This window comes from Heyndrickxia acidiproducens DSM 23148, from assembly GCF_000374345.1.
Lineage (GTDB): Bacteria > Bacillota > Bacilli > Bacillales > Bacillaceae_C > Weizmannia > Weizmannia acidiproducens.
In genome coordinates, this window is record NZ_KB893976.1 from 120149 (window position 1) to 146999 (window position 26851).

Below are 26851 nucleotides of genomic sequence, written 5' to 3' on the forward strand. Positions count from 1 at the left end.
GGAAACATGTGATACAATAAAAGCAAAAATGAAATAGGTATGTGTAACTGGAAGGGGAATTCTTAATGGCAAATACAGCAGGTTATCACGTAGCGGTTGTTGGGGCTACCGGCGCAGTCGGCCAGCAAATGATCCAGACATTGGCAAACAGAAATTTTCCAATCAAAAAATTAACCCTTTTGTCATCTTCACGTTCAGCGGGCAAAAAGATCATGTTTGGCGGAGAAGAAATTACGGTGCAGGAAGCGAAGCCTGAAAGCTTTGAAGGCGTAGAGATTGCGCTTTTTAGTGCCGGCGGAAGTGTTTCGAAAAAATTTGCGCCTGAAGCGGTGAAACGCGGCGCAATTGTAATAGATAATACGAGTGCATTCAGGATGGATAAAGATGTGCCGCTTGTCGTACCTGAAGTGAATGAAGAAGATATAAAGAAACATCACGGCATCATTGCCAATCCAAACTGCTCTACAATCCAAATGGTGGTGGCGCTTGAGCCGATCCGCCGGCAATTCGGGCTAAACCGGGTGCTTGTTTCGACTTACCAGGCCGTTTCCGGATCAGGGGCGGCCGCTGTCAGGGAACTGCAAGAACAAACGAAATCATTGATAAACGGGGAATCCTATGAGCCGCAGATTTTGCCTGTAAAAGGCGATCAAAAACATTACCAGATCGCCTTTAATGCCATTCCGCAAATCGATGTGTTCACAGAAAATGGTTTTACATTTGAAGAAATGAAAATGATCAATGAAACGAAAAAAATCATGCACATGCCCGGGTTGAAAGTTTCTGCCACATGCGTGCGGATTCCGGTTGCAACCGGCCACTCTGAATCAGTTTATTTTGAAGTGGAAAAAGACGGCCTCTCGGCAAAACAAATCCAGGATGCGCTCGTTTCAGCTCCGGGAGTGGTACTGGAAGACCGGCCAGAAGAACAAATTTACCCGATGGCCGTCAAAGCTGTCGGAAAAATGGACACATTTGTCGGCCGCATCCGTAAAGACCCGGATGACAGCAAAGGATTCCATATGTGGGTGGTTTCGGACAATTTGCTGAAAGGGGCGGCATGGAATTCAGTACAGATCGCAGAAAGCCTGATGAAACTTGAATTGATCTGACCGGATTTCGGGGTAACCTTTTCAAAAGCTATGAGGATAGATAAAAAGCTTTCTTTTGAAATCTTGCCTGTTGCCCGCTTTTTTTGCAATGGATGGTTCTTTAAAATGGATGGTTTAAAATCGAATGATTGGCAGTCCATTGGCTAAAACCGATGCAGGAACAGTTGATCTAATCCAGCAAGTTAACAATAGAGGTGTTCAGATTGAAATTAATTGTCCAAAAATTTGGCGGTACATCTGTCCGTGACCATGATGCAAGAATGCATGCCAAGCATCATATTGAAAAGGCGCTTGAAGAAGGGTATAAGGCCGTTGTTGTTGTATCTGCGATGGGCAGGCAGGGCGAGCCGTACGCGACGGACACGCTTTTGTCGCTTGTCGGTGCATCCGGGACGCACTTATCTAAGCGCGAGCAGGATTTATTGTTGTCTACGGGAGAAATTATCTCCAGCCTCGTCTTTACCAATATGCTGAATGAACACGGCATAAAAGCATGCGCGCTGACCGGAGCACAGGCGGGTTTCCGCACGAATGCCGAGCATACAAACGCAAAGATCATTGACATGAAATGCGACCGGCTGCTGCGGGAACTGGATAGCCATGATGTTGTCGTTGTTGCCGGCTTCCAGGGCGCCGCAAAAAACGGTGATGTGACGACACTCGGGCGCGGCGGCAGCGATACGTCTGCAGCGGCGCTCGGGGCGAGTCTCCATGCGGAATGGATTGATATTTTCACTGATGTGGACGGCATCATGACAGCCGATCCGCGAATTGCCGAAAACGCCAGGAAATTGCCGGTTGTTACCTATAACGAAGTATGCAACATGGCGTATCAGGGTGCCAAAGTGATTCACCCGCGCGCCGTTGAAATTGCCATGCAGTCGAAGGTGCCAATCCGGATCCGTTCCACATACTCCGAAGATATCGGTACAATTGTCACGTCTTTGAATCGCCAGAAAGTCGGCACCGATATAAAAGAACGCACTGTTACAGGCATTGCTTATGTCTCAAAAATTTCGCAAGTGAAAGTTTATGCAAAAGACGGGCAGTATGATTTGCAGTCAGAGGTATTTAAAGCAATGGCATCAGAAAATATCAGTGTCGATTTCATCAATATTTCACCAAACAGCGTGGTTTATACCATTTCGGAAGAGGTAGCCGACCATGCCGAAACCGTATTGAAAAAACTGGGGCATGCACCGATCATTGAACGGGACTGCGCCAAAGTTTCGATTGTCGGTGCCGGCATTGCAGGCGTTCCGGGCGTGACGTACAAAATTGTCTCTGCGCTGTCTGAAAAAGGTATCCGTATTTTACAGTCCGCCGACAGCCATACAACCATTTGGGTACTTGTTAAACAAGAAGATCTTGTAACAGCTGTCAATGCCCTCCATGATGCCTTTAATCTGGAAAGCGAAGTATACAATATCCAAATGTAGATAGGACTGTTTATCAGGTTTTCTTGACGATAGTTTTAAGCGGCTGCTTTTTTTTCGTGTGCAGCCAAATGAAGGAGTGTCAGTATGAGCCATTTTGGAAAAGTTGCAACCGCTATGGTTACACCTTTTGACCATAAAGGGAATTTGGACTTGCAAAAAACAACACAGCTTGTGAATTATTTAATTAATAACGGCACAGATACCCTTGTCATTGCCGGGACAACCGGGGAATCGCCGACCTTGTCGAGTGAAGAAAAAATCGCGCTTTTTAAGCATGTTGTTAAAGCAGCCGGCGGACGGGTACCAGTCGTTGCAGGAACCGGCAGCAACAACACACATGCTTCAATTGAACTGACAAAAAGGGCGGAAGAATGCGGTGTGGATGCGGTTATGGTCGTCGCGCCTTACTACAATAAGCCAAACCAGGCCGGCATTTATGCCCATTTTAAAGCAATTGCCGAGTCTACTGCGCTTAAAGTGCTGATGTATAATATTCCGGGGCGCTCGGTTATTAATATCGAACCGGAAACCATCATTGAACTCTCCAAAATTCCGAATATCGCGGCCGTAAAAGAAGCAAGCGGGAATTTGGATGCAATGGCTGAAATTATCACGCAAACAGATGACGATTTTGACCTGTACACCGGCGATGACGGTTTAACCGTACCCGTGCTTTCAATCGGCGGCACGGGTGTGATTTCGGTTGCTTCCCATGTCGCCGGCCTGAAAATGCAGGAAATGGTGCAGGCGTTTTTTGCCGGAAATATCGCGAAAGCAGCGCAAATGCACCGCAGCCTGCTGCCGTTGATGCGCGGCTTATTTGCAGCGCCAAGCCCGGTGCCGGTCAAAACGGCCTTGCAGATGAGGGGAATGGATGTCGGTGGTGTCCGGCTTCCGCTCGTTCCATTGACAAATGAAGAAAGAAGCACACTGCTCCAACTGTTAACTGCTGCAGATTAATATCATGCAGACGAACCCTTTCCGTACAGACGGAAAGGGTTTTTAATTGAAAACAGGTGAATAAAACATCGTGTTCATTGACCAAACAGTCCCTTTTCGGTTAAGCTATACATAAGAGAAAGGAACGGACAGTAGTTTATTTGTGAAAACATGATTTGTGAACGTCATTACGGATAGGATTAGAAACGGTAATCGCAAAATACCGGGAGCCTGCATAACTGCGGCGGCGGCCCCTATAGAGTTGCTTTCTTCATACTGAATATGTAACAAAAGCTGCATTTTACACATGAGGAGTTTTCGGCTTTCTTTCTTCATGGTACACATTCATGGTGAACAGCCAGCCCATATAGAACCCCGCAAACCCTATTCTTAAATGATATTCAACGAATGATTCCTACTCTATATTTTTGACAACTCGGGAGGAATAATAATTTGACCAGAGAAAAGAACGAAACCATCAAGGTGATTCCTTTAGGAGGAATTGGAGAAGTCGGTAAAAATTTATATGTGGCTGAAATTGATCAGGAGATTTTTGTATTGGATACCGGGCTGATGTTTCCGGAAGATGAGATGCTTGGCATTGATATCGTTATCCCGGATTTTTCTTATCTTTTAGAGAACAAGCATAAAATAAAGGGGATTTTCCTCACCCACGGTCATGAAGACGCGATCGGTGCGCTGCCATACATCCTGATGAAGCTGAATGTTCCGGTATATGCGACAAAATTGACACTTGCCCTTGCAAAGGAAAAAGTAAAAGAAGTCAAACTGAAGAAAAATATCCGCTTTATAGAAATCCATGCGGACAGTGTGCTCCATTTTGATTCAGCAGATATTCGATTCTTTAAAACCACGCACAGTATCCCGGATTCGGTCGGGATCTGCATTTCCACATCAGAAGGGAATATTGTGTACACAGGCGATTTTAAATTCGACCAGGAAATTACCGGGAATTACCGTTCCGAAATCGGAAAAATGGCCAATATCGGGGATGAAGGCGTACTGCTTTTGCTTTCAGACAGCACAGAAGCAGAACATCCCGGCTTTACGATCCATGAATCTGTGATTGCTGAAGAAATCGCCGATGCTTTTTATGACGCAAAAGGCAGGATTATCATTGCCAGCTTTGCTTCCAATTTGATCAGGGTCCAGCAAATCCTTGATTCAGCCCATAAAACGCATCGTAAAGTGGCAATTGTCGGAAATTACTTGGAAAAATTATATAAAATTGCATTAAAATCAGGCTATTTAAAAGCCCAAAGCACCGATTTGATCATCCCGGTGCAGGACATCTCCAAATATCCGGACTCCCGACTGGTCATTTTGACGACCGGCAGCCAGGGAGAACCGTTTCTGGTTCTGCAAAAAATGGCGAGAAGAGCCCATAAACAAATAAATATCCAAAAAGGCGATACGGTCTTTCTCGCGATGACGCCGTCCCCGGGAATGGAACTATTCATGGCCAGAACGATCGATATGCTGTACCGCGCCGGGGCGAATGTCTATTCAAGCAAACGGAAAATTCATGTCACAGGCCATGGCTGCCAGGAAGATTTAAAACTGATGCTCAATCTCATGAAGCCGAAATATTTCCTGCCTGTCCAGGGTGAATACAGAAGCTTGTATGCGCATGCGAAACTGGCAAACCAGATTGGCATTCCAAAAGAGTCGGTCATCATCTCCAGTAACGGTGAAGTCATTGAATATAAGCATGAGAAGCTGTCCATCAGCGGGCGTGTCGCCTCGGGCAATATTTTAATCGACGGGATTGGTGTCGGGGATGTCGGCAATATTGTGTTGCGGGACCGGCGGCTGCTCTCGCAGGACGGAATTTTAATCGTGGTCGTGACTTTAAACAGGAGACGGAAATACATTGCTGCCGGGCCGGAAATCATTTCCAGGGGGTTCGTATATGTGCGTGAATCCGAGAAGCTGATCAATGATTCAGCGAACCTGGTGAAAGAAGTCACAGAAAAAAATATGGCAAAGGAATCTTTTGACTGGACAAGTATTAAGCAGGATATACGTGACCATTTAAGCTCATTCCTGTACGAACAAACAAAACGGCGCCCGATGATTCTTCCGATTATTATGGAAGTTTAACAAAACCCGCCCTGTTTTTGGCAGTTTGGCTGCCGAAAACGGGGTGTTTTTTTGTTTTACGAATTCTTCCGCCTGAATCGGTAAACCCAAAAAGAATGAATGAAAAACTACCGCAGGCAAATAATAAAGCGGAAAGGCGCCTGTACGAAGGCTGCAAGGCTGGGCGATGCGAAGCAGGCCTGCAGCTAAAAATTGGTTAAAGGGGTTTTATAAATATGACGGACCAGCAAATGCCAAATAAAGAAGATCAAAAAGATAATCATTCTTCTGCACTTATAGAAAAAATCCAGCAGCTCGGGCAAACGAATGTCCCGCAGCTGGCCCAGGACTCCAACATCCATTGCTTAACCATTGTTGGCCAGATAGAAGGCCATTTGCAACTGCCGCCCCAAAATAAAACAACAAAATATGAACATCTGATTCCCCAACTTGTCGCCATCGAACAGAACTCCAAAATTGAGGGGTTACTGGTCATTCTCAACACAGTCGGCGGGGATGTGGAAGCAGGCCTGGCCATTTCTGAAATGCTTGCTTCCCTTTCCAAGCCGACCGTATCCATCGTATTAGGCGGCGGTCATTCTATTGGTGTGCCCATTGCCGTCTCCTGCACATATTCCTTCATCGCCGAAACGGCAACCATGACGATTCATCCGATCAGGCTGACAGGGCTTGTGATCGGGGTGCCGCAAAGCTTTGAGTATCTGGATAAAATGCAGGAACGCGTCACCAAGTTTGTTACCCGGCATTCAAAAGTGGATGAAGAAGTGTTTAAAGACCTGATGTTTGCAAAAGGGAACTTAACGAGGGATATCGGCACAAATATTGTCGGCCATGAAGCAGTGAAATATGGGCTGATCGATGAAGTGGGCGGGATTGGCAAAGCTTTGAAAAAACTGGTTGAAATGATTGAAGAAAACCGCAGCGAAAGTGATCAGGAAGGGATGATCCAATGATTCTTTACACGCTGATGCCGCAGGAACTGATTTTTCCGGAAGACCCGGCCGTTTATTCAAAATTTGAAGCTGTCCAATACCAGGGAGTCCCGATTTTGGCCGAACAAATGGAGGAGGGATACCGGATTGTAAGAATTTTGAGCAGCAACCCGTACGATTTTTTGCATCCGGATCTCGCACCCGGCAATGTCATCTCTCATTCCGGTTTTTGAAAGAAATTCCTCTATTGGCAGTTGGTTATGTTATAATATCAATAAAAGAAGCAGCCAGGATTGGCTGCTTTCTTACAATATTTTACTTTTTAATCCCGATTTTACTTTTTAATCCCGGCGGAAATAGCGGTTTTCATGAGGGTGATAAAATGGCAAAAAGAAAACGCAGAAGAAAAAAGGCCGCAGAGCAGTTTAAAATAGATTTAAAGTTTGAGTTAATCGGGCTGATAATCATTGCATTATGCATATTTACGCTTTACGATATTGGCAAAACGGGAACAACTTTCATTCTGCTTTTCCGGTTTTTCTTTGGCAGGCTGTACTGGTTTGCTGTCTGCACACTAATTGCACTGGCCGGATATTTAATTATTAAAAGAAAGTGGCCGCAGTTTTTCAGTATTCGTTTAACCGGACTCTACCTGCTGATTGCCGATATTCTATTATACTTGCATGTTAAAATGATGGAAGTTTTAGCAAATGTACATGAGCTGGACGGCAACAGTGTAGTGATGAATACGCTCAGGATCTGGCATAAAGAAGAACAGATCTGGTGGCAGATTGTCCTCGGGCATTCCGTCCATGGCGGCCTGTTCAGCAATGATTTGGGCGGCGGCATGGCCGGGGCTGTTCTTTATGCCGCCTCACATTTTCTGTTTGATGAAGCAGGAACAAAAATCCTCTGTGTCGTGCTTTTTATCATGGCAATGATGCTGATGACCGGAAAATCGATCAGCCCGTTTCTTGAAAAATTGTCTGTAAATTTTTATGCGTTTTTGAAAAAGCAGTGGGGACAATCGAAAGAAGCGTTCTCCGAATGGAAGGAAAGAAAAAAGCAAAAGAAAGCGGATCAACAGGGGAGGCGCAAGAAGCAGGCGGATCCCAATCCCATTCCGCCTGTACCGGAGCCGGATGAGCAGCAGGCGCTGGCAGCTGCGCAAACGGAGGCGCCCGCTCCCATCATCTCGAGCTTTACGGAGCAGTACGCCCGCGAAGGGGATAAGCAGGAACAGGCAGGAGCGGAAAAAGCGAAACCGGAAGATCCTGAAGAAGACAATTCACCGCCTATTAAATTTACGGAATATGAAAATGAAGACTACCAGCTGCCGCCGATTACTTTATTAAAACGGCCGCGGGCAGCCGACCAAAGCAAAGAGTATAAAGCAATTCACGCTAATGCCGCAAAGCTGGAGCGGACGTTTCAAAGCTTCGGGGTAAAAGCGCGGGTGACCCAGGTGCACCTCGGGCCGGCCGTCACCAAATACGAAGTGCATCCTGATATCGGCGTTAAAGTTAGTAAAATTGTCAGTTTAAGTGATGATATCGCTTTGGCACTGGCTGCGAAAGATATCCGGATGGAAGCGCCGATCCCGGGAAAATCAGCAATCGGGATTGAAGTGCCGAATACGGAGGTGGCAGTCGTATCGCTGCGGGAAGTCCTCGAAGGAAGGGAAAGCGAACATCCGGCTTCCAAACTGCAAATCGGTTTGGGCCGGGATATTACAGGGCAGGCGGTGCTGGCGGAATTGAATAAAATGCCGCACTTACTTGTGGCCGGCGCGACCGGAAGCGGGAAAAGTGTCTGTATCAACGGTATCATTACAAGCATTTTAATGCGGGCAAAGCCGCATGAAGTCAAGTTAATGATGATTGACCCGAAAATGGTTGAGTTGAATGTCTACAACGGTGTTCCGCATCTGCTTGCCCCCGTGGTTACCAATCCGAAACGGGCATCGCAGGCCTTGAAAAAGGTGGTCAACGAAATGGAAAGAAGGTATGAGCTTTTTTCCCACACCGGTACGCGCAACATTGAAGGGTATAACGACCATGTACGGAAGAGCAATGTTGAAACAGGGGAAAAACAGCCGCTATTGCCGTATATTGTTGTAATCATTGATGAGCTGGCCGATTTAATGATGGTAGCCTCAGGCGATGTCGAAGATTCTATTACAAGGCTTTCTCAAATGGCCCGTGCAGCCGGCATCCACCTTATTATTGCAACACAGCGGCCGTCTGTTGATGTCATCACCGGTGTGATTAAGGCCAATATTCCATCGAGAATTGCGTTTGCCGTATCTTCTTCGACCGATTCCAGAACCATTTTGGATATGGGCGGCGCGGAAAAACTGCTTGGCAGAGGGGATATGCTGTTCCTCCCAGTCGGGGCATCGAAACCGGTCCGGGTTCAGGGCGCGTTCCTTTCAGACGAAGAAGTTGAAGAAGTAGTTGACTTTGTCATATCCCAGCAAAAAGCGCAGTATCAGGAAGAAATGATTCCGGAAGATGTCCAGGATCATGTGCAGGAAGTTGACGATGATTTATACGATGAAGCTGTATTGCTGGTTTCCGAAATGCAGACTGCTTCCGTTTCCATGCTGCAAAGGCGTTTTCGCATCGGCTATACAAGAGCGGCAAGGCTGATTGACGCCATGGAGGCAAGGGGGATTGTCGGCCCCTACGAAGGCAGCAGGCCGCGTGCTGTCCTGATTCCGAAACCGTCGGAAGAACAAAGCTCCTAAAGCTTTAGCAGAGAAAACTGCAAGCTTTAGGAGCTTTTTTTCGACAAAATTATAAATTGTTGTTTATTTCATAATTCAAAAATGATATGCTAATTTTGGCGAGCAGGATAGCGGTACAGACAGCATTGTACGGTTATCTGCCAAAAAAATCCCGGGGGGGACTATTGTGAAAAAGCGTATATTCGGTTTAGCACTCGTAATGGCGTTAGCAGCAGGAATGCTTCTGGCTGCTTGCGGATCAAACGGCAATTCAAGCGGCGATAAGGACAAGTTCACGGTTGCCCTGGTAACAGATACGGGCGGCATTGATGACCGCTCTTTTAACCAATCTGCATGGGAAGGCATGCAGCAATTCGGCAAAGACAATCACTTGAAAAAAGGGAAGGGCGGTTACGATTATCTCCAGTCCAAATCAGACGCGGACTATATGACGAACTTAAACACCGCTGTCCGGAACGGGTTCGATCTGGTATACGGTGTCGGCTATAAATTGCAGCCGGCGATTGAGAAAATTGCTGATCAGCGTAAAAATAAAAACTTTGCGATCATTGACAGCGTGATTACCGGAAAGAAAAACGTAGCAAGCATTACTTTTAAAGAGCAGGAAGGTTCATTCCTTGTCGGGGTGGTTGCAGGGATGGCAACAAAATCGAATAAAATCGGTTTTGTCGGTGGAACGGATAGTGATCTGATCAATAAATTCGCAGCCGGGTTTAAAGCCGGTGTGAAGGCAGTGAATCCAAAAGCCAGCGTGCAAATCCAATATGTCGGCTCTTTTGATGATGCCAGCAAAGGGTCGTCCATTGCTTCTGCCATGTATAAATCAGGTGTTGATGTAATTTATCATGCAGCAGGGGGAAGCGGCAAAGGCGTCTTTACTGAAGCGAAAAACATTAAGCAAAGCAATCCAAATAAAGAAGTATGGGTAGTCGGAGTTGACCGCGACCAGGCTGACGAAGGCCAGGTAACAGCCAATGGAAAAGATTACAATGTTACTTTGACATCTATGGTTAAACGTGTAGACAAATCGGTTATCGACTTATCTGCAAAAGCAAAAGCAGGTAACTTCCCGGGCGGAAAAACAATTGTTTACGGTTTGAAAGAAGACGGGATCGGCATTGCGCCAACACAGGACAATTTAACGCCTGAAATGAAATCCGCAGTGAAAACATGGAAAGAAAAAATTATTAACGGGGATGTTACAGTCCCGGATAAATTATCTAAATAATGTTTGACGGCACGGGGTTGGTTTTCGAACCGACCCCGTGTTGAAAATTATTGTAAAATTAAAATCATTTTTATATTCATGGCCACAAACCCGGGTATATATTCCCCGGAAACAATTGCCTTATCGGAGCGGAAATCATAACAAGATTTCGCTTGGTCAAATATTTCGCTTAGTCCTGACAATGACCTTTAAGGAGTGAACAGGGTGGATTTTGTAATAGAAATGCTTAATATTCGCAAAGAGTTTCCCGGAATCGTTGCGAACGATAACATCACCCTTCAGTTAAAAAAGGGAGAAATTCACGCATTGCTTGGAGAAAACGGCGCCGGGAAATCCACACTCATGAACGTGCTGTTCGGACTGTATCAGCCGGAGAAAGGCGAAATCCGCGTAAATGGCACCAAAGTCCATATTTCCAATCCAAACATAGCCAATGAACTCGGTATCGGTATGGTGCACCAGCACTTTATGTTAATTGACAATTTCACGGTTACAGAAAATATTATCCTCGGAAAAGAACCGAAAAAATCAGGTATGATTGATATGAAGAAGGCCGAAAAAGAGGTACAGGAAATTTCCGAAAAATATGGTTTGAAAGTAGATCCCCACTCAAAAATCGCCGATATCTCTGTCGGCATGCAGCAAAGGGTGGAAATTTTAAAAACTTTGTACCGGGGGGCCGACATCATCATCTTTGATGAGCCTACAGCCGTATTAACACCGCAGGAAATCCATGAGTTGATTGAAATCATGAGAACCCTGATTAAAGAAGGCAAATCCATTATTCTGATTACACATAAATTAAAAGAAATCATGGAAGTCTGCGACCGTGTGACTGTTATCCGCAAAGGTAAAGGAATTGGCACGTTAAATGTAAGGGATACAGATACGCATGAACTGGCAAATTTAATGGTCGGACGCGATGTGCTCTTTACGGCAGAAAAGACGGAGGGGCATCCGGGCCGGCGTGTACTTGATATTGAAAATCTTTTTGTGAAGGATTCAAGAGGTGTACAAGTTGTAAAAGGGCTGAATCTTGATGTGAAGGCCGGCGAAATTGTCGGCATTGCCGGTGTGGACGGAAACGGGCAGTCGGAATTGATTGAAGCCATAACCGGTCTGCGTAAAGCAGAAAATGGTGGAATCCGCTTGAAAGGAAAAGACATCACCGGTTTACGCCCCCGCCAGGTAACGGAAGCAGGTGTAGGCCATATTCCGGAAGACAGGCATAAATACGGGCTTGTCCTGGATTATACAATCGGAGAAAATATGGTGATACAGACCTATTATCAAAAGCCCATGTCTAAAAACGGCATCCTAAACGTTAAAGAAATTTATAAAAAGGCAAGATCGATCATCTCTGATTTTGATGTCCGGACACCGAGTGAATACACAAAAGCCCGGTCTTTATCTGGCGGGAACCAGCAAAAAGCGATTATCGGGCGGGAAATTGACCGTGATCCTGATCTGCTGATTGCGGCACAGCCGACAAGGGGACTGGATGTCGGTGCCATCGAATTTATCCACAAACGGCTGATCGAGCAAAGGGATCGCGGAAAAGCCGTTTTGCTTGTTTCGTTTGAACTGGATGAAATTTTGAACCTCAGCGACAGGATCGCCGTCATATACGAGGGCGCAATTGTCGAGATTGTTGATCCAAAGCAGACGACAGAGCAGGAGCTTGGCTTGCTTATGGCCGGTTCAAGAAAAGAAAAAGCAGGTGAACAGTCCCATGTCTAATCGAACGATGAATATCCTGATACCTGTAATTTCCGTTATATTGGGATTAATTGCAGGCGCATTGATCATGCTGGTCAGCGGCTACAATCCGGCAAAAGGCTATATCGCGCTTTGGAACGGCGCTTTCGGGCAGAACTTTTATGTTGGTGAAACGTTAAGGCTTGCAACGCCCTACATTTTTTCCGGCCTGGCTATCGCCTTTGCATTCCGTACCGGGCTTTTTAATATTGGCGCAGAAGGCCAGCTGATCGTTGGATGGATTGCTGCCGTCTGGGTGGGAATGGCATTTGATCTTCCAAAAATCATCCATCTGCCGCTTGCTATTCTGGCTGCAGCGGCTGCCGGCGCACTTTGGGGGTTCATTCCGGGAATTTTAAAAGCGCGCCTCAGGGTCCATGAAGTCATTGTGACGATCATGATGAATTATATCGCACTGCATATATCCAATTATTTAATTCGGAATATTTTATCCAAACAGCAGGATACGACGCCGCATATCCATAAATCGGCTTCCCTCTCTTCCCCGTTTTTTCAAAAAATCACGGATTTCTCGACATTACATAGCGGGATTTATTTGGCCATTTTAGCGGCGCTGATCATGTGGTTTATCATCGAGAAAACGACACTGGGATTTGAATTAAAGTCTGTCGGGTTTAACCAAAGTGCATCAGAATATGCCGGTATGAATGTCAGCCGCAGTATCGTATTTTCGATGGCGATTTCAGGGGCATTCGCAGGCCTCGGCGGCGCAATGGAAGGGCTCGGGAATTACGGTTTTGCGTATTTGCAGTCCTCTTTTACAGGCATCGGATTTGATGGCATCGCGGTAGCACTGCTGGGCGGTAATAAGGCATTGGGGGTTTTGATTGCAGCTGTGCTCTTCGGCGCTTTAAAGGTCGGGGCACTGAATATGCCGGTCGATGCAGGTGTACCAAATGAGCTGGTTAATATTGTGATTGCCCTCATCATCTTTTTTGTAGCATCAGGCTATTTGATCAGATGGTTCCTTACCCGGTTTAAAAAGGAGGCGAAATAAGTGGAAATTATGACAGCACTGGAAATTATCATATCCGCTTCATTACTTTCCGCAGCACCACTTATTTTTACTGCTTTGGGGGGCGTTTTCTCTGAACGTTCCGGCGTTGTCAATATCGGACTCGAAGGTTTAATGATCATCGGCGCTTTTACATCGATTGTTTTTAATTTAACATTTTCCAAATCACTCGGAGGCTGGACGCCATGGATCGCCCTGCTTGCTGCCATGGTAGTCGGTGGAGTGTTTGCGCTCATCCATGCAGTTGCGAGCATTTCATTCAGGGCCGACCAGACTGTCAGCGGTGTTGCACTTAACTTTTTGGCACTGGGGCTGGCACTCTTCCTGATAAAGAAAATATACGGAAAAGGGCAGACGGATACGATCAAGGAATATTTCAGACAGATTGATATTCCGGGGCTGAGCCATATCCCGATTATCGGGCCCTTGTTCTTCCAAGGGGTTACATTCCCGTCTTATATTGCAATCCTTGTCGCGGTTGCAGTTTGGTTTGTGGTTTTCAAAACACCGTTCGGGCTTCGCCTCCGTTCGGTCGGTGAGCATCCGATGGCGGCGGACACGATGGGGATTAATGTTACGAAGATGCGCTACACGGCTGTGTTTTTATCCGGCGTGTTTGGCGGAATCGGCGGTGCGGTTTATGCGCAATCGATCACATTAAATTTCAGCAGTTCGACGATTTCCGGGCAAGGCTTTATGGCACTTGCCGCAATGATTTTTGGAAAATGGAATCCGCTCGGCGCAATGGGGGCAGCTCTGTTTTTCGGTTTCGCACAGAGCCTCAGTGTCATTAGTTCAAACATTCCTTATCTGAAGGAAATTCCGGGCGTTTTTCTGCTGATAGCCCCTTATGTCCTGACCATTCTGGCACTTGCGGGCTTCATTGGGCGCGCTGAAGCCCCAAAAGCTGACGGTGTCCCTTACATCAAAGGTGAACGATAAGCGTACAAAGGGACGCATCCAAAATGGAATATCCGGATATCCTGCCCGGCGGCTTTTAACGGTTTTTCCGGCTGCCGGCAGTGATTCCGGTTTTTTAATTGGTTTAAAACTTTTATGAAGTTTAATTGGTTTAAAACTTTTGTGAATCAGCGGCTATTGCTTGCCGTTCAGGCTTGGGAACCTGTATAGTAAAATTAACACCGTTTACAGGAAAAGAATCTGATCGCAAAGGGCATACTCATATCATGAATATAAATCAATGTAATGCAGGCCGCCTGCTGAAGGAGGAATAATATGGCAATAGCAAATGAGACCATCAAAAAAATGAACGGCTACACGCTACATACCATTCAGACGGATAAATTCAAGACTAATACACTCGTTTGGAAAATGAAAGCCCCGCTTACCGCGGATACGGTGACATTGCGCGCCCTGCTTCCGAATGTCCTGCAAAGCAGCACAAAGAAATATGGCACGACTGCGAAACTGCGGTCATACTTGGATGACTTGTACGGGGCGGGCTTTCATGTGGACGTAACAAAAAAAGGGGAATATCATATTCTCACTTTCACGCTTGAAATTGCAAATGAAAAATTTTTGCAAGATTCCACCCCGTTACTGCAAAAAGGCATCCAGTTTTTGGCGGAAGTCCTGCTGCACCCGAATGCGGAAAACGGGCAGTTCGATCCGGCAACGGTGGACAAGGAGAAAAGAGTACTGAAACAAAGACTGCAGGCGGTCTATGATGACAAAATGAGATATGCAAATATGCGTCTGATTGAGGCCATGTGCAAAGATGAGCCGTATGCGCTGCAGGCAAACGGGATCAAAGAAGAGGTGGATCACATCACCCCGCAGTCACTTTATGCCTATTACCAAAAAGCGGTTCAGGAAGATGAGTTGGATTTGTATGTAACAGGCGATGTGGATGAAGACCAGCTTGTGTCTTTTTGCAAAACCTTAACCTTCGGGAACCGGGCGCCGCGAATGGCTTCCCCGCACACATTAAAAAAGGTTGTCGAAATTCAAAAAATAAAAGAAGCCCAGGATATCAAACAAGCGAAATTAAACATTGGCTACCGGACCAATATTGTTTTCGGGGATGACGACTATTTTGCACTGCAAATGTTTAACGGGATTTTCGGCGGTTTTTCCCATTCCAAGCTTTTTATCAATGTCCGCGAAAAAGCAAGCCTCTGCTATTATGTAGCCAGCCAGATTGAAAGCCATAAAGGTTTAATGATGGTGATGAGCGGCATTGAAACGGACAATTATGATCAGGCTGTTTCAATTATCGAAAAGCAGCTGGAAGCGATGAAAAACGGGGACTTCAGCGAAGAGGAGATGGCCCAGACGAAAGCTGTTATCCGCAATCAATTATTGGAAACGACCGATACTTCGAGAGGAATGGTGGAAATCCTCTACCATAATGTTATATCAAAACAAAATATCGGTGTGGGTGACTGGCTGCACGAAATTGAGGCAATCGAGAAGGGCCAGATTTTGAAAGTTGCCGCGAAAATTGAACCGGATACGATTTATTTCTTATCAGGATTGGAGGGAAAATAGATGGAAACGAAACGTTTTGAACAGCTGGGTGAGACGCTTTACTGTGAAACGCTGGACAATGGTTTGAACGTTTATATTTTGCCAAAGCCGGGATTTAATAAGACATATGCAACATTCACAACAAAATACGGTTCTGTGGATAATGAATTTATCCCGCTGGGGAAAGACCAGTTTCAGCGGGTGCCGGACGGGATTGCCCACTTTTTGGAACATAAAATGTTTGAAAAAGAAAACGGCGATGTGTTCCAGCAATTCAGCAAGCAAGGGGCACAGGCAAATGCGTTTACAAGCTTCAACCGGACGGCCTATTTGTTTTCCAGTACGGACCATGTGATGCAGAATTTGGAAACCTTGCTGGATATGGTGCAGAGCCCGTATTTTACGGAAAAAACGGTTGAAAAAGAAAAGGGCATCATCGGCCAGGAAATCATGATGTACAATGACAATCCGGATTGGCGGCTTTATTACGGGCTGATTGAAAATATGTATAAAAACCATCCGGTGAAAATTGACATTGCAGGAACGGTTGAAACCATTGCGCCGATTACTGCCGAGCTGCTGTACGAGTGCTACAACACATTCTACCATCCGAGCAATATGCTGTTGTTCGTGGTCGGAAACGTGAAACCGGATGAAATTTTATCGTTTGTAAAGGAAAATCAGGCGAAGAAAAACTACAAAAAAGCGCCTGGGATCCAAAGGCGGGTGCCTGATGAACCGGTGGAAGCCGCCCGGAAAGAGCAAATTCTGCATATGAATGTCCAGGTTCCAAAATGCCTTGTAGGGATGAAGGCGCTCCATGTCAACCAGAGCGGCAGTGAAATGCTGAAAAACGAACTGACCGTGAATTTGCTGCTTGATCTCTTGTTTGGCCGCAGTTCTGAGGCGTACAATGATTTATACAATGAAGGCCTCATTGATCCAAGTTTTTCTTTTGATTACTCACAGGAAAACGGTTTTGGCTTTGCAATGGCCGGCGGGGACACGGAACATCCCGATCAGCTGGCAAACCGCCTGCACGACATCATGTTTGTGGGAAAACAGGGGAAATGGCTAACGGAAGAAGGGCTGGAGCGAACGAAAAAGAAAAAAATCGGTTCGTTCCTGCGGCAGCTGAATTCCCCGGAATTTATCGCAAACCAATTTACAAGATATGCTTTTCATCACATGAACTTATTTGATGTTGTACCGGCCCTTGAGGATATCCGATTTAGTGACCTGCAGCAAACAGCGGCGGAATTTTTTGATGAGGCGCGTTTTACCGTTTGCCAGGTACTTCCGAAATGATAAAAAAATCCGGGTTTGCCCGGGTTTTCTTTTGTAATGGGGGAAAATAGAATGAAAAAGTTTGCTTTAATTACAGGTGCAAGCGGCGGGATCGGCAAAGCTTGCGCATCCGTGTTGGCAAAAGAAGGATGGAATTTATATTTGCATTACCACCGCAATCAAGATGCGATTAATGAGCTGATGGACCTGTGTGCGTCACTCGGTGCAGAAGCGATCCCGATTCAGGCAGATTTGTCTGCTGAAGAGGGGGTAGACAGGATTACAGAAAATGTTTTCCATTTGGACGCGATCTGTTACGCAAGCGGGACATCCGAATACGGGCTGTTTCTCGATACAGACGGTAAAAAAATCGATGAACAGTACCAAATCCATGTAAAATCGCCAATGCTATTATGCAAGCGCCTTTTACCCAGGCTGATGCAAAATGAAGTTTCGCATATTGTCCTGGTGAGTTCGATTTGGGGGCAGACCGGCGCCGCTTGCGAGGTTGTGTATTCGGCGATGAAAGGGGCGCAAATTGCCTTTGTCAAAGCCTTGAGTAAAGAACTGGCAAGAAGCGGCGTTCTTGTCAATGCCGTCGCCCCGGGCGCAGTCGCCACGAATATGCTGCATATCTTCTCGGATGAAGAAATCGCGGATTTAAAAGAAGAAATCCCGCTGGGCCGTCTTGCCAAACCCGAAGAAATCGCCCAAACCATCTCCTTCCTTCTCTCCAAAAAAGCCGCCTACATCACCGGCCAAACCATCCCAATAAACGGAGGCTGGTATGAATAGAAAAGCGAAGGGCGCTTGATTATCGGCGTACGGATTTCGCAGTCTTTGACTGAGATAAAGGAAACACGATGAGCCTGATAAGGCGAATCGATGTTGACTTATCGTAGGGAGAAGACGTAGAAATCCGCTAGCCGATAGCGCCCGCAGCTGGACAAAGAAAAGCGGAGGCGACTGTACATCGGCGACAGCCCCGTGGAAGGCGTTTTTAAAAAATCCAAATGATTACATGCATAGCCTCCTTCAACCGGTAGCAAAATAGAATGAACGACTCGAAAGGAGGTTGTGCAATGAACGTACTGGAGAATTGGGATCAATGGAAAAACTTTTTGGGGGACCGCCTTAACCAGGCACAACAGCAGGGAATGTCCCAGGGAGCGATCAACAAACTGGCAGAACAAGTCGGCGATTATCTCGCAGCCCAGGTAGACCCTAAAAATGAACAAGAACGCATACTTTCTGATTTGTGGTCCGTTGCTTCGCAGGAAGAACAACAGGCCATTGCCAGTGTCATGGTAAAACTTGTTCAAAACAACGGTTCCCATTAATTTTTAAAAAGAACCCGGCGCCATCAAAAAAGATATGCGGCCTAAAAAGTGGCCGCATATCCATTGCATGGCACCGGTTTTTTTATTGCAACGTTGACGACCGCCCCGCCATTTTTAGGACACCGCAGCCTGTCCGGCAAATTTCATGCTTTTTTTATGATTTTCAGAGGTTTCACTTCCTTATTGGGATAAAATCATTTATCATATAACCTAGATATTGTTAATGAGTATTCATTTGCGGGAGAGATAAAAATGGACGACAGGAAAGAGTGGTATTTGGAATATGAACTTACGGTCAACCGGCCCGGACTTCTTGGCGACATTTCTTCCCTCTTAGGCATGCTTTCAATCAATATCATTAGCATTAATGGTGTTGACGATAAAAAACGCGGCTTGCTGCTTCTTGTAAAAAGCGAAGAACAAATCGGCCGCCTGGAATCAATTTTGCAAACGATGGAAACGATAAAAGTAACCAAAATAAGAGAACCAAAACTGCGGGACAAATTGGCTGTCCGCCACGGCAGGTATATACAGCGCGACCATGACGACCGGAAAACATTCCGGTTTGTACGCGATGATTTAGGGATACTTGTTGATTTTATGGCTGAGCTCTTTAAACGGGAAGGCCATAAGCTGATCGGAATCCGCGGAATGCCGCGTGTCGGTAAAACAGAGTCAATTGTCGCTGCCAGCGTATGTGCGAATAAAAAATGGATTTTCGTTTCTTCAACCATGATTAAGCAAACGGTTAGAAGCCAGTTGATTGATGACGAATACAGTTTGAACAATATATTCATTTTAGACGGTGTTGTTTCTACAGAGAGGGCAAATGAGCAGCATTGGCAGCTCGTCCGTGAGATCATGCAGCTGCCTGCTGTAAAAGTGGTTGAGCACCCCGACATTTTTGTGCAATACTCTGAGTACTCATTAGACGATTTCGACTACATCATTGAGTTAAGAGAAGATCCCGCGCAAGAAATTACATATGACTTGCTTCAAAGAAACCGGATGTTTCAAGGCGGATTTGGAGGATTTGATTACTAGATTGGCAGGTGTTAGCATGACGGAATTAGGAAGTCGTTTAAAAGAAGCAAGAAAAGAAAAAGGCATTAGTTTGGACGATCTTCAGGAAATGACGAAGATCCAAAAGAGATATTTGAAAAACATTGAAGAAGGGAATTACGATTCGATGCCTGGGAAGTTTTATGTCCGGGCATTTATTAAGCAATACGCTGAAGCGGTCGGGCTGCAGCCGGAAGAATTGTTTGAGGAATACGGGAACGAGGTGCCAAGTACCCAAACGGAAGAATTGCCGGAACAAATTTCGCGTGTGCAGACGAGAAAGCGTGTGGCGCCGGATTCCGTTAAAGTTTTAAACGTTTTGCCCAGAATCCTGGTAGTCGCCGTGATTATTGCCGTTTTGTTTTTAATATGGTTTGTTGTCTCCAGTCTGGCCGGCAACAACAACAAGAATAAACTCGGCAGCGGCAGTTCCGGCAATGTCAGTGTGCAGCAGTCTTCAGACGTGAAATCTTCGGAAAAAGCCACTGCCCATCACAGCAGCCCAAGTACCGAAACGCCAAAAAAATCATCCGCAACAAAAGAAAAGAAAAACAGTGAGAGACCAGCCGGCCAAAAATTGGAAGTTGTCTCTTCAAACGGCTTTACAACGACGTACAAGCTCAGCAATACTGACCAATTTAAACTGGAATTAAAAACAAATGGAGGCCAAAGCTGGGTACAGGTTAAAAACAGCGGCGGCACAACCAATTTCCAAAAATTAATGAACGACGGGGACAGCCAGAGCGCCGATCTCTCCAAACAAAAGGAAGCTACCCTTACGATCGGCAATACTGCAAATACCCAAATTTTTGTGAATGGAAAAAAATTAAGTTATGAAATCCCCGTTACTAAGGAAGTACGTCAGGATATCGTGATTCAATTTGAAACTTCCAAACCTGAATAAAGCAGGTATGCCAGCGGGGACTTTTCTCCGCTGCTGTTTGCTTTTTTAATTAAATATGTACAAGTTGGAGGAAATGTTCTGTGAATTTGCCAAATAAAATTACTGTTTCGCGTGTATGTCTCATTCCTGTATTTTTAATTATAATGGCGGTGCCTTTCCGGTGGGGGTCGGTTGTACTGCTGGGTACCGAAATTCCGGTCACCCATCTGGCAGGCTGCATCATCTTTGCAGTTGCTTCGTTAACCGATTGGATCGACGGCCACTATGCACGCAAGCTCAACCTTGTGACCAATTTAGGAAAATTTCTTGACCCGCTCGCAGATAAGCTGCTTGTTTCGACCGCATTTATTCTGTTGGTCGGCTTGCAAATGGCACCGGCCTGGATTGTCATTATTATTATTGCCCGCGAATTTGCAGTTACCGGACTGCGGCTGATTTTGGCGGAAGGCGGCGAAGTGGTGGCTGCCAATATGCTGGGTAAAATCAAAACATGGACGCAGATTATCGCGATTATTTTGTTGCTGCTGCATAACTTCCCATTTGCAGCGCTGTCTTTCCGGATGGATTTGGTCGCTTTATGGGTGGCACTCATTTTTACAATCTGGTCAGGGGCGGATTACTTTTATTTAAATCGAAAAGTGTTTGCCCACTCAAAATGAGGAATTCAGTGAAAGTTAATCTTTCACTGTTTTTTTCTTATTTTTTTGGATAAAAGAAAAGGGCATTTGCTTTACATAAATCATGATGGTGCTTTTCGAAAAAGGAGGAAGTCAGGATGAATGCAGAATTGATAGCAGTAGGGTCAGAATTGCTTCTTGGGCAGATTGCCAATACGAACGCCAAATTTTTGGCGGAAAATTTGGCGGAAATCGGGGTCAACGTCTTTTATCAGACAGTGGTCGGAGATAACCCGGAACGTCTAAAAGCAGCCATACAAACAGCTGAAGCCCGTGCCGAACTTATCATCTTTACTGGCGGGCTTGGTCCGACAAAGGATGACTTGACGAAAGAAACGATCGCAGCCCATCTCGGGAAAAATCTTGTGACGGATGAGGATGCGATGCGCTCAATTGAACACTTTTTTATCCGTACAAAACGGAAGATGACCGAAAATAATAAAAAACAGGCCCTTGTCCTGGAAGGGGCGAAAGTACTGCCGAATGACCACGGGATGGCGCCCGGCATGTTTGCCAAATACGGAAACCATTATTATATGCTGCTGCCGGGGCCGCCGCATGAAATGGAACCCATGTTTCTTAACTACGGGAGCCGGGCGATCCAGAATGAATTGGAAACCATTGAAAGAATCGAGTCGCGTGTGCTCCGCTTCTTTGGAATCGGCGAATCACAGCTGGAGACGGAAGTACAGCATATCATTGACGGCCAGACCAATCCAACAGTTGCGCCGCTTGCATCGGAAGGCGAAGTGACATTGCGGATTACTGCAAAACATGAATCGGCAGAAGAAGCCAAAAGAATGATTGATGAAAAAGAGAAAGAAATCCTGCAGATTGTTGGGCAATATTTTTATGGATATGATCAGACCACTTTAATGGAAGCACTGCTGGAGAAGCTATCTTCAAAACAGCTGACCGTAGCCTGCGCGGAAAGCCTGACTGCCGGCTTGTTTACTGCAGAAATGGCAGCGATCCAAGGTGTGAGCACGATGCTGAAAGGCGGGGTTGTCGTCTATTCGAATGAAGCCAAAATGAAGCTGGCGAACGTGAAAAAAGAAACCCTTGATCAATATGGCGCCGTAAGCAGTGAATGCGCGCGGGAATTGGCGGAAAACGTGCGTAAACTGCTTAAGAGCGATATCGGGATCAGTTTCACGGGTGTTGCAGGGCCTGATTCGCTGGAAGGAAACCCTCCCGGCACAGTATGGATCGGTATCGCAATGAAAGGCAGGGAGACAGAAACACATCTTCTCGAACTCGCCAGTTCCCGCAACGGCAACCGGCGCAGAACTGTAAAGTATGGCTGCTACTATTTACTGCAAATGCTGGGAGAAAAACCGGAAAAATAAAAACAAAAAGTACTGTAAAATTCAATTTTCAAGCTCTTTTTCTTGCAAAAATCCTTTTTTCTACCGGGAAAAAAGGATTTTTTGCAAGATGAAACGGCAAAAAAAGCAACGAATGGACGTTCGACTTTTTTCTTGGCAAACCACTCGAAAACAGGTATAGTATATGTATAGGTTCATTGCTTAAGAGAGTACGTGATGAAAACAAAGGAGGAAATTTTGTGAATGATCGTCAACAAGCCTTAGATCAGGCTCTTAAACAAATAGAAAAACAATTCGGAAAGGGTTCCATTATGAAACTTGGGGAACAGCCGGACCGGGTTGTGTCTTCGATTCCGAGCGGTTCGCTTGCCCTGGATATCGCTTTAGGCGTCGGCGGCTATCCGCGCGGCCGTGTTATTGAAATCTACGGTCCTGAAAGTTCCGGTAAAACAACGGTTGCCCTCCACGCCATCGCAGAAGTGCAGGCCCAGGGCGGACAAGCCGCTTTTATCGACGCCGAACATGCGCTCGATCCGGTTTATTCCCAGAAGCTTGGGGTCAATATTGACGAATTGCTTTTGTCACAGCCTGATACAGGGGAACAGGCGCTTGAAATTGCCGAGGCGCTTGTCAGAAGCGGCGCGGTTGACATTATTGTCATTGACTCGGTTGCTGCGCTTGTGCCGAAAGCGGAAATTGAAGGGGAAATGGGTGACGCCCATGTCGGCTTGCAGGCGCGCCTCATGTCCCAGGCTCTGCGTAAATTATCCGGTATAATCAATAAGTCAAACACGATCGCAATTTTCATTAACCAAATCCGCGAAAAAGTCGGCGTTATGTTTGGAAATCCGGAAACAACGCCAGGCGGACGGGCACTGAAATTCTATTCATCTGTGCGGCTGGAAGTGCGCCGTGCCGAACAAATTAAACAGGGCAGCGATATTGTCGGAAATAAAACAAGAATTAAAGTCGTGAAAAATAAGGTTGCGCCGCCATTTAAAACGGCTGAAGTGGATATTATGTACGGCGAGGGAATCTCAAGGGAAGGCGAAATTATCGATATGGGCAGCGAGCTTGATATTATCCAAAAGAGCGGTTCATGGTATTCCTATAATGACGAAAGGGTCGGCCAGGGGCGTGAAAATGCAAAACTGTTTTTAAAAGAAAATCCGGATATCCGCAATGAGATTGCGATGAAAATCCGTGAACATTACGGCTTGTCCGACAGCAGCCAGCCCGAGGATCAAAATGAAAAAGAACAGGAAGAGTTCCATTTAGAATAATCCGGTTGAAAAAGGCGCCAAAACTGCAGGCGCCTTTTTTGCAATCCGTTTTACAGCGAAAGGGCCCGCACACAGATTGCCTTGCTTTTGGGCCGGAATGAAAAAATATCACGCGGCATTAGCCGCGCGCCCCTTGACAATAAATATTCTCACCTTTAGAATTAATATGTATATTTTATTTACTAAAAATGATATTTCCCCAGTGTGTACGGATTGCACCGGCCTGCAGCCGGTCTGCAGGCCATCAGCCGTAAAGCCGCGGCTGTCCGGGTGTTCATCAGACAGGCACACGTGTATGGCAGTACCGGCAATATCCGGGGAAACTCATGTTGGGTTTTAGTGCATATACATCAAGACAAGAGGATTATCCAATCCTCAAGATGAAAGTTTTACTTTATGAGCCAAGCGCTGTATACTGAAAACCAATGGATTAACGTAACAGCCGACATTGTGTACATGAAACAAGTTCATAGCAAGAGGAGGTGAAATTGATGGAGCCACTTATTTGGATCATCTCCCTTTTGCTTGTCCTTATCGTCGGTGTAGTTGTTGGCTATTTCGTCCGAAAGTCGATCTTTGAAGCAAAAGTTGCAGCGGCTAATGATGCTGCCAAACAAATTGTGGAAGAGGCAAAACGTGAGGCAGACCGTCTGAAAAAAGAAGCCCTGTTAGAGGCTAAGGATGAAAATCATAAACTTCGTACGGATATGGAACGGGAACTGCGAGAACGAAGAAATGAATTGCAAAGACAAGAAAATCGCTTATTGCAAAAGGAAGAGAACCTCGACCGCAAAGATGAGTCGCTGGATAAGCGCGATTCGATGCTGGAAAAGAAAGAGGATTCTTTAAACCTGAGACAACAACATATTGAAGAGATGGAAAGCAAATTGGAGGGGATGGTCAAGAAACAACAGTCTGAACTGGAAAGAATTTCAAGCTTGAATCGTGACCAGGCAAAAGCCATCATATTTGAAAAGCTTGAAAATGAACTTTCACACGATCTTGCTGTCAGGGTAAAAGAAAGTGAAACGCGTGCAAAGGAAGAAGCCGACAAGAAAGCGAAAAGCATCCTTTCATTGGCCATTCAAAGGTGTGCAGCCGAACATGTTGCTGAAACAACCGTTTCTGTTGTAAACTTGCCGAATGACGAAATGAAGGGGCGCATCATCGGAAGAGAAGGCCGTAATATCCGTACTTTGGAAACATTAACAGGAATAGATCTCATTATTGATGATACGCCGGAAGCGGTTATTCTTTCGGGTTTTGACCCTGTACGCCGGGAAACAGCAAGAATCGCGCTCGAAAAGTTGGTTCAAGACGGACGTATTCATCCTGCCCGCATTGAAGAAATGGTTGACAAAGCAAGGCGTGAGGTAGATGAACATATACGTGAAGTTGGCGAACAAACCACGTTTGAAGTGGGCGTTCACGGTCTCCATCCTGATTTAATTAAGATACTGGGACGGATGAAATTTCGTACCAGTTATGGACAAAACGTTCTGAATCACTCCATAGAAGTGGCCTTCCTTTCGGGATTGCTGGCCGCTGAGCTTGGAGAAGACGAAATGCTTGCCCGCCGTGCCGGTCTGCTTCATGATATCGGCAAAGCTGTCGACCATGAAGTGGAAGGGAGCCACGTGGAAATTGGTGTGGAACTGGCAACGAAATACAAGGAACATCCGGTTGTTATCAACAGTATTGCTTCCCATCATGGCGACACAGAACCAACGTCAATCATTGCGGTGCTTGTTGCTGCAGCGGATGCTTTATCCGCAGCAAGGCCGGGCGCACGCAGTGAAACGCTCGAACACTATATCCGCCGGCTTGAAAAACTGGAGGAAATTGCCGAGTCCTATGAGGGCGTTGAAAAATCATTTGCCATCCAGGCGGGAAGAGAAGTGCGCATCATGGTGAAACCCGAACAAATTGATGACTTGGAAGCGCACAGGCTGGCGCGTGATATCCGCAAAAAGATTGAAAACGAGCTGGACTATCCGGGACATATTAAAGTAACGGTGATCCGTGAAACGCGGGCTGTTGAATATGCAAAATAAGCGGTGACATGTTCACCGCTTATTTTTTTCCAGCCGGACGAAACAGAAATGCCGCGAAGTATGCGGTAAGACAGAAAGGGATAGATATGAGAATTTTATTTGTGGGAGATATTGTTGGATCTCCGGGCAGGGACATGGTAAAAGAATATTTGCCAAAGTTAAAAACGAAATACCGCCCGCAGCTGGCGGTTGTGAACGGGGAAAATGCCGCCGGCGGCCGCGGGATGACTCAAAAAATATACCGTGAGCTGCTGAATGCCGGTGCAGATGCAATCACACTCGGCAACCATGCCTGGGACAATAAAGATATATTTGAGTTTATTGACGATGCAAAATATATGGTGCGCCCGGCCAATTTTCCGGAAGGGACGCCCGGTAAAGGCATGATGCTGATCAAAGCGGGAGGCACCGAATTTGCGATTATCAACCTCCAGGGCCGGACCTTTATGAATGCTCTTGACGACCCATTCCGGAAAGCGGAGGAACTGGTCGAGCGGGCAAAAAAGAAAACCCATTACATTTTTGTTGATTTCCATGCTGAAACGACAAGTGAAAAGCAGGCCATGGGCTGGTTTTTGGACGGAAAGGTGTCAGCGGTCGTAGGGACACATACACATGTCCAGACGTCTGATGCAAGGGTGCTTCCAAATGGCACCGCGTATTTGACCGATGTAGGCATGACAGGACCGTATGATGCGATTCTCGGCATGGAAAAAAGTGCCGTGATTAAAAAATTTATGACCTCCCTGCCTGTCCGTTTTGAGGTACCGAAATCAGGACGCAAAATTTTAAGTGCCTGCATCATTGATTTGGACAAAAAAACAGGCAGGGCCGCTCAAATCCAAAATCTATTAATTAATGAAGACCACCCGTTTATTGCTGAATAAGCGGGTTTTTTTGCGGACGCCCCCCGTGAATAATTGGCATACAATCTATTTCGCAGGAATATAGTAGCAGTGGAATGATTTTTCCTGCCTGTCGCGGGCAGTCCTCCCTTTAAAAAAATATTGAACGAGAGACGTTCAAACTGCCCGCGCTGCCAACAGGTGGAGAAAACGGCTGGGCTGAAAAATGGCAGAGACGATTCACGGCTGCGGATAAGCCGCCAA

At 46.0% G+C, this 26851-nt stretch carries 22 protein-coding genes; all 22 read left to right on the top strand.

Annotated features, from left to right (window positions below):
* Positions 1-65 precede the first annotated feature (65 nt).
* The 22 genes from asd (at position 66) to C232_RS0100740 (ending at position 26629) form a co-directional block, all read left to right on the top strand.
* Complete coding sequence (asd, locus tag C232_RS0100625) at positions 66-1112, top strand: aspartate-semialdehyde dehydrogenase (RefSeq protein ID WP_018660153.1); 1047 nt, start codon at positions 66-68, stop codon at positions 1110-1112.
* A 203-nt stretch (positions 1113-1315) separates the two neighbouring features.
* Positions 1316-2551 carry an aspartate kinase gene (gene dapG / locus C232_RS0100630; protein ID WP_018660155.1) on the top strand — a complete coding sequence of 412 codons (1236 nt, stop codon included), beginning with the start codon at positions 1316-1318 and terminating at the stop codon, positions 2549-2551.
* An 84-nt stretch (positions 2552-2635) separates the two neighbouring features.
* Positions 2636-3511 (top strand): 4-hydroxy-tetrahydrodipicolinate synthase, encoded by an 876-nt coding sequence (dapA, locus tag C232_RS0100635; RefSeq protein WP_018660157.1) that lies wholly within the window; start codon positions 2636-2638, stop codon positions 3509-3511.
* Between the two features lie 432 nt (positions 3512-3943).
* Entirely contained in the window at positions 3944-5614 is a 1671-nt protein-coding gene (locus tag C232_RS0100640; protein ID WP_018660159.1) for a ribonuclease J, read from the top strand.
* 215 nt (positions 5615-5829) lie between these two features.
* Complete coding sequence (locus tag C232_RS0100650; protein WP_018660163.1) at positions 5830-6567, top strand: ClpP family protease; 738 nt, start codon at positions 5830-5832, stop codon at positions 6565-6567.
* Complete coding sequence (locus C232_RS0100655; protein ID WP_018660165.1) at positions 6564-6779, top strand: YlzJ-like family protein; 216 nt, start codon at positions 6564-6566, stop codon at positions 6777-6779. Before C232_RS0100650 ends, C232_RS0100655 begins: the two co-directional genes overlap by 4 nt.
* 149 nt (positions 6780-6928) lie before the next feature.
* Complete coding sequence (locus C232_RS0100660; protein WP_026314420.1) at positions 6929-9295, top strand: FtsK/SpoIIIE family DNA translocase; 2367 nt, start codon at positions 6929-6931, stop codon at positions 9293-9295.
* Between the two features lie 166 nt (positions 9296-9461).
* On the top strand, positions 9462-10523 hold the full coding sequence (locus C232_RS0100665; protein WP_018660170.1) for a BMP family lipoprotein: 1062 nt from the start codon (positions 9462-9464) through the stop codon (positions 10521-10523).
* 204 nt (positions 10524-10727) lie between these two features.
* The gene (locus tag C232_RS0100670; protein WP_018660172.1) at positions 10728-12263 is read left to right on the top strand and encodes an ABC transporter ATP-binding protein; all 1536 of its coding nucleotides are present in this window, start codon (positions 10728-10730) and stop codon (positions 12261-12263) included.
* On the top strand, positions 12256-13299 hold the full coding sequence (locus tag C232_RS0100675; RefSeq protein WP_018660173.1) for an ABC transporter permease: 1044 nt from the start codon (positions 12256-12258) through the stop codon (positions 13297-13299). Before C232_RS0100670 ends, C232_RS0100675 begins: the two co-directional genes overlap by 8 nt.
* A gap of 9 nt (positions 13300-13308) precedes the next feature.
* Complete coding sequence (locus tag C232_RS0100680; RefSeq protein WP_040399926.1) at positions 13309-14259, top strand: ABC transporter permease; 951 nt, start codon at positions 13309-13311, stop codon at positions 14257-14259.
* Positions 14260-14553: 294 nt separating this feature from the next.
* Positions 14554-15828, top strand: coding sequence for an EF-P 5-aminopentanol modification-associated protein YfmF (gene yfmF, locus C232_RS0100690; RefSeq protein WP_018660178.1), 1275 nt, complete (start codon positions 14554-14556; stop codon positions 15826-15828).
* Complete coding sequence (gene yfmH, locus C232_RS0100695; protein ID WP_018660180.1) at positions 15829-17115, top strand: EF-P 5-aminopentanol modification-associated protein YfmH; 1287 nt, start codon at positions 15829-15831, stop codon at positions 17113-17115.
* A 51-nt stretch (positions 17116-17166) separates the two neighbouring features.
* Positions 17167-17889 (top strand): elongation factor P 5-aminopentanone reductase, encoded by a 723-nt coding sequence (gene ymfI, locus C232_RS0100700; RefSeq protein WP_018660182.1) that lies wholly within the window; start codon positions 17167-17169, stop codon positions 17887-17889.
* Between the two features lie 287 nt (positions 17890-18176).
* Positions 18177-18434, top strand: coding sequence for a DUF3243 domain-containing protein (locus tag C232_RS0100705; RefSeq protein WP_018660184.1), 258 nt, complete (start codon positions 18177-18179; stop codon positions 18432-18434).
* Between the two features lie 252 nt (positions 18435-18686).
* Positions 18687-19478, top strand: coding sequence for a DUF3388 domain-containing protein (locus C232_RS0100710; protein ID WP_018660186.1), 792 nt, complete (start codon positions 18687-18689; stop codon positions 19476-19478).
* Between the two features lie 16 nt (positions 19479-19494).
* Positions 19495-20400, top strand: a complete 906-nt coding sequence (locus C232_RS0100715; protein ID WP_018660188.1) for a helix-turn-helix domain-containing protein — start codon at positions 19495-19497, stop codon at positions 20398-20400.
* Positions 20401-20480: 80 nt separating this feature from the next.
* A complete protein-coding gene (gene pgsA, locus C232_RS0100720; protein ID WP_018660190.1) occupies positions 20481-21059 on the top strand; it encodes a CDP-diacylglycerol--glycerol-3-phosphate 3-phosphatidyltransferase in 579 nt (192 codons plus the stop codon).
* 116 nt (positions 21060-21175) lie between these two features.
* The gene (locus C232_RS0100725; protein ID WP_018660193.1) at positions 21176-22426 is read left to right on the top strand and encodes a competence/damage-inducible protein A; all 1251 of its coding nucleotides are present in this window, start codon (positions 21176-21178) and stop codon (positions 22424-22426) included.
* Positions 22427-22644: 218 nt separating this feature from the next.
* Positions 22645-23688: a recombinase RecA gene (recA, locus tag C232_RS0100730; RefSeq protein ID WP_018660194.1), complete on the top strand. Its 1044-nt coding sequence runs from the start codon at positions 22645-22647 to the stop codon at positions 23686-23688.
* Positions 23689-24179: 491 nt separating this feature from the next.
* Entirely contained in the window at positions 24180-25742 is a 1563-nt protein-coding gene (gene rny / locus C232_RS0100735) for a ribonuclease Y (protein ID WP_018660196.1), read from the top strand.
* 86 nt (positions 25743-25828) lie between these two features.
* The gene (locus tag C232_RS0100740) at positions 25829-26629 is read left to right on the top strand and encodes a TIGR00282 family metallophosphoesterase (RefSeq protein WP_018660198.1); all 801 of its coding nucleotides are present in this window, start codon (positions 25829-25831) and stop codon (positions 26627-26629) included.
* The last annotated feature ends 222 nt before the right edge of the window (positions 26630-26851 follow it).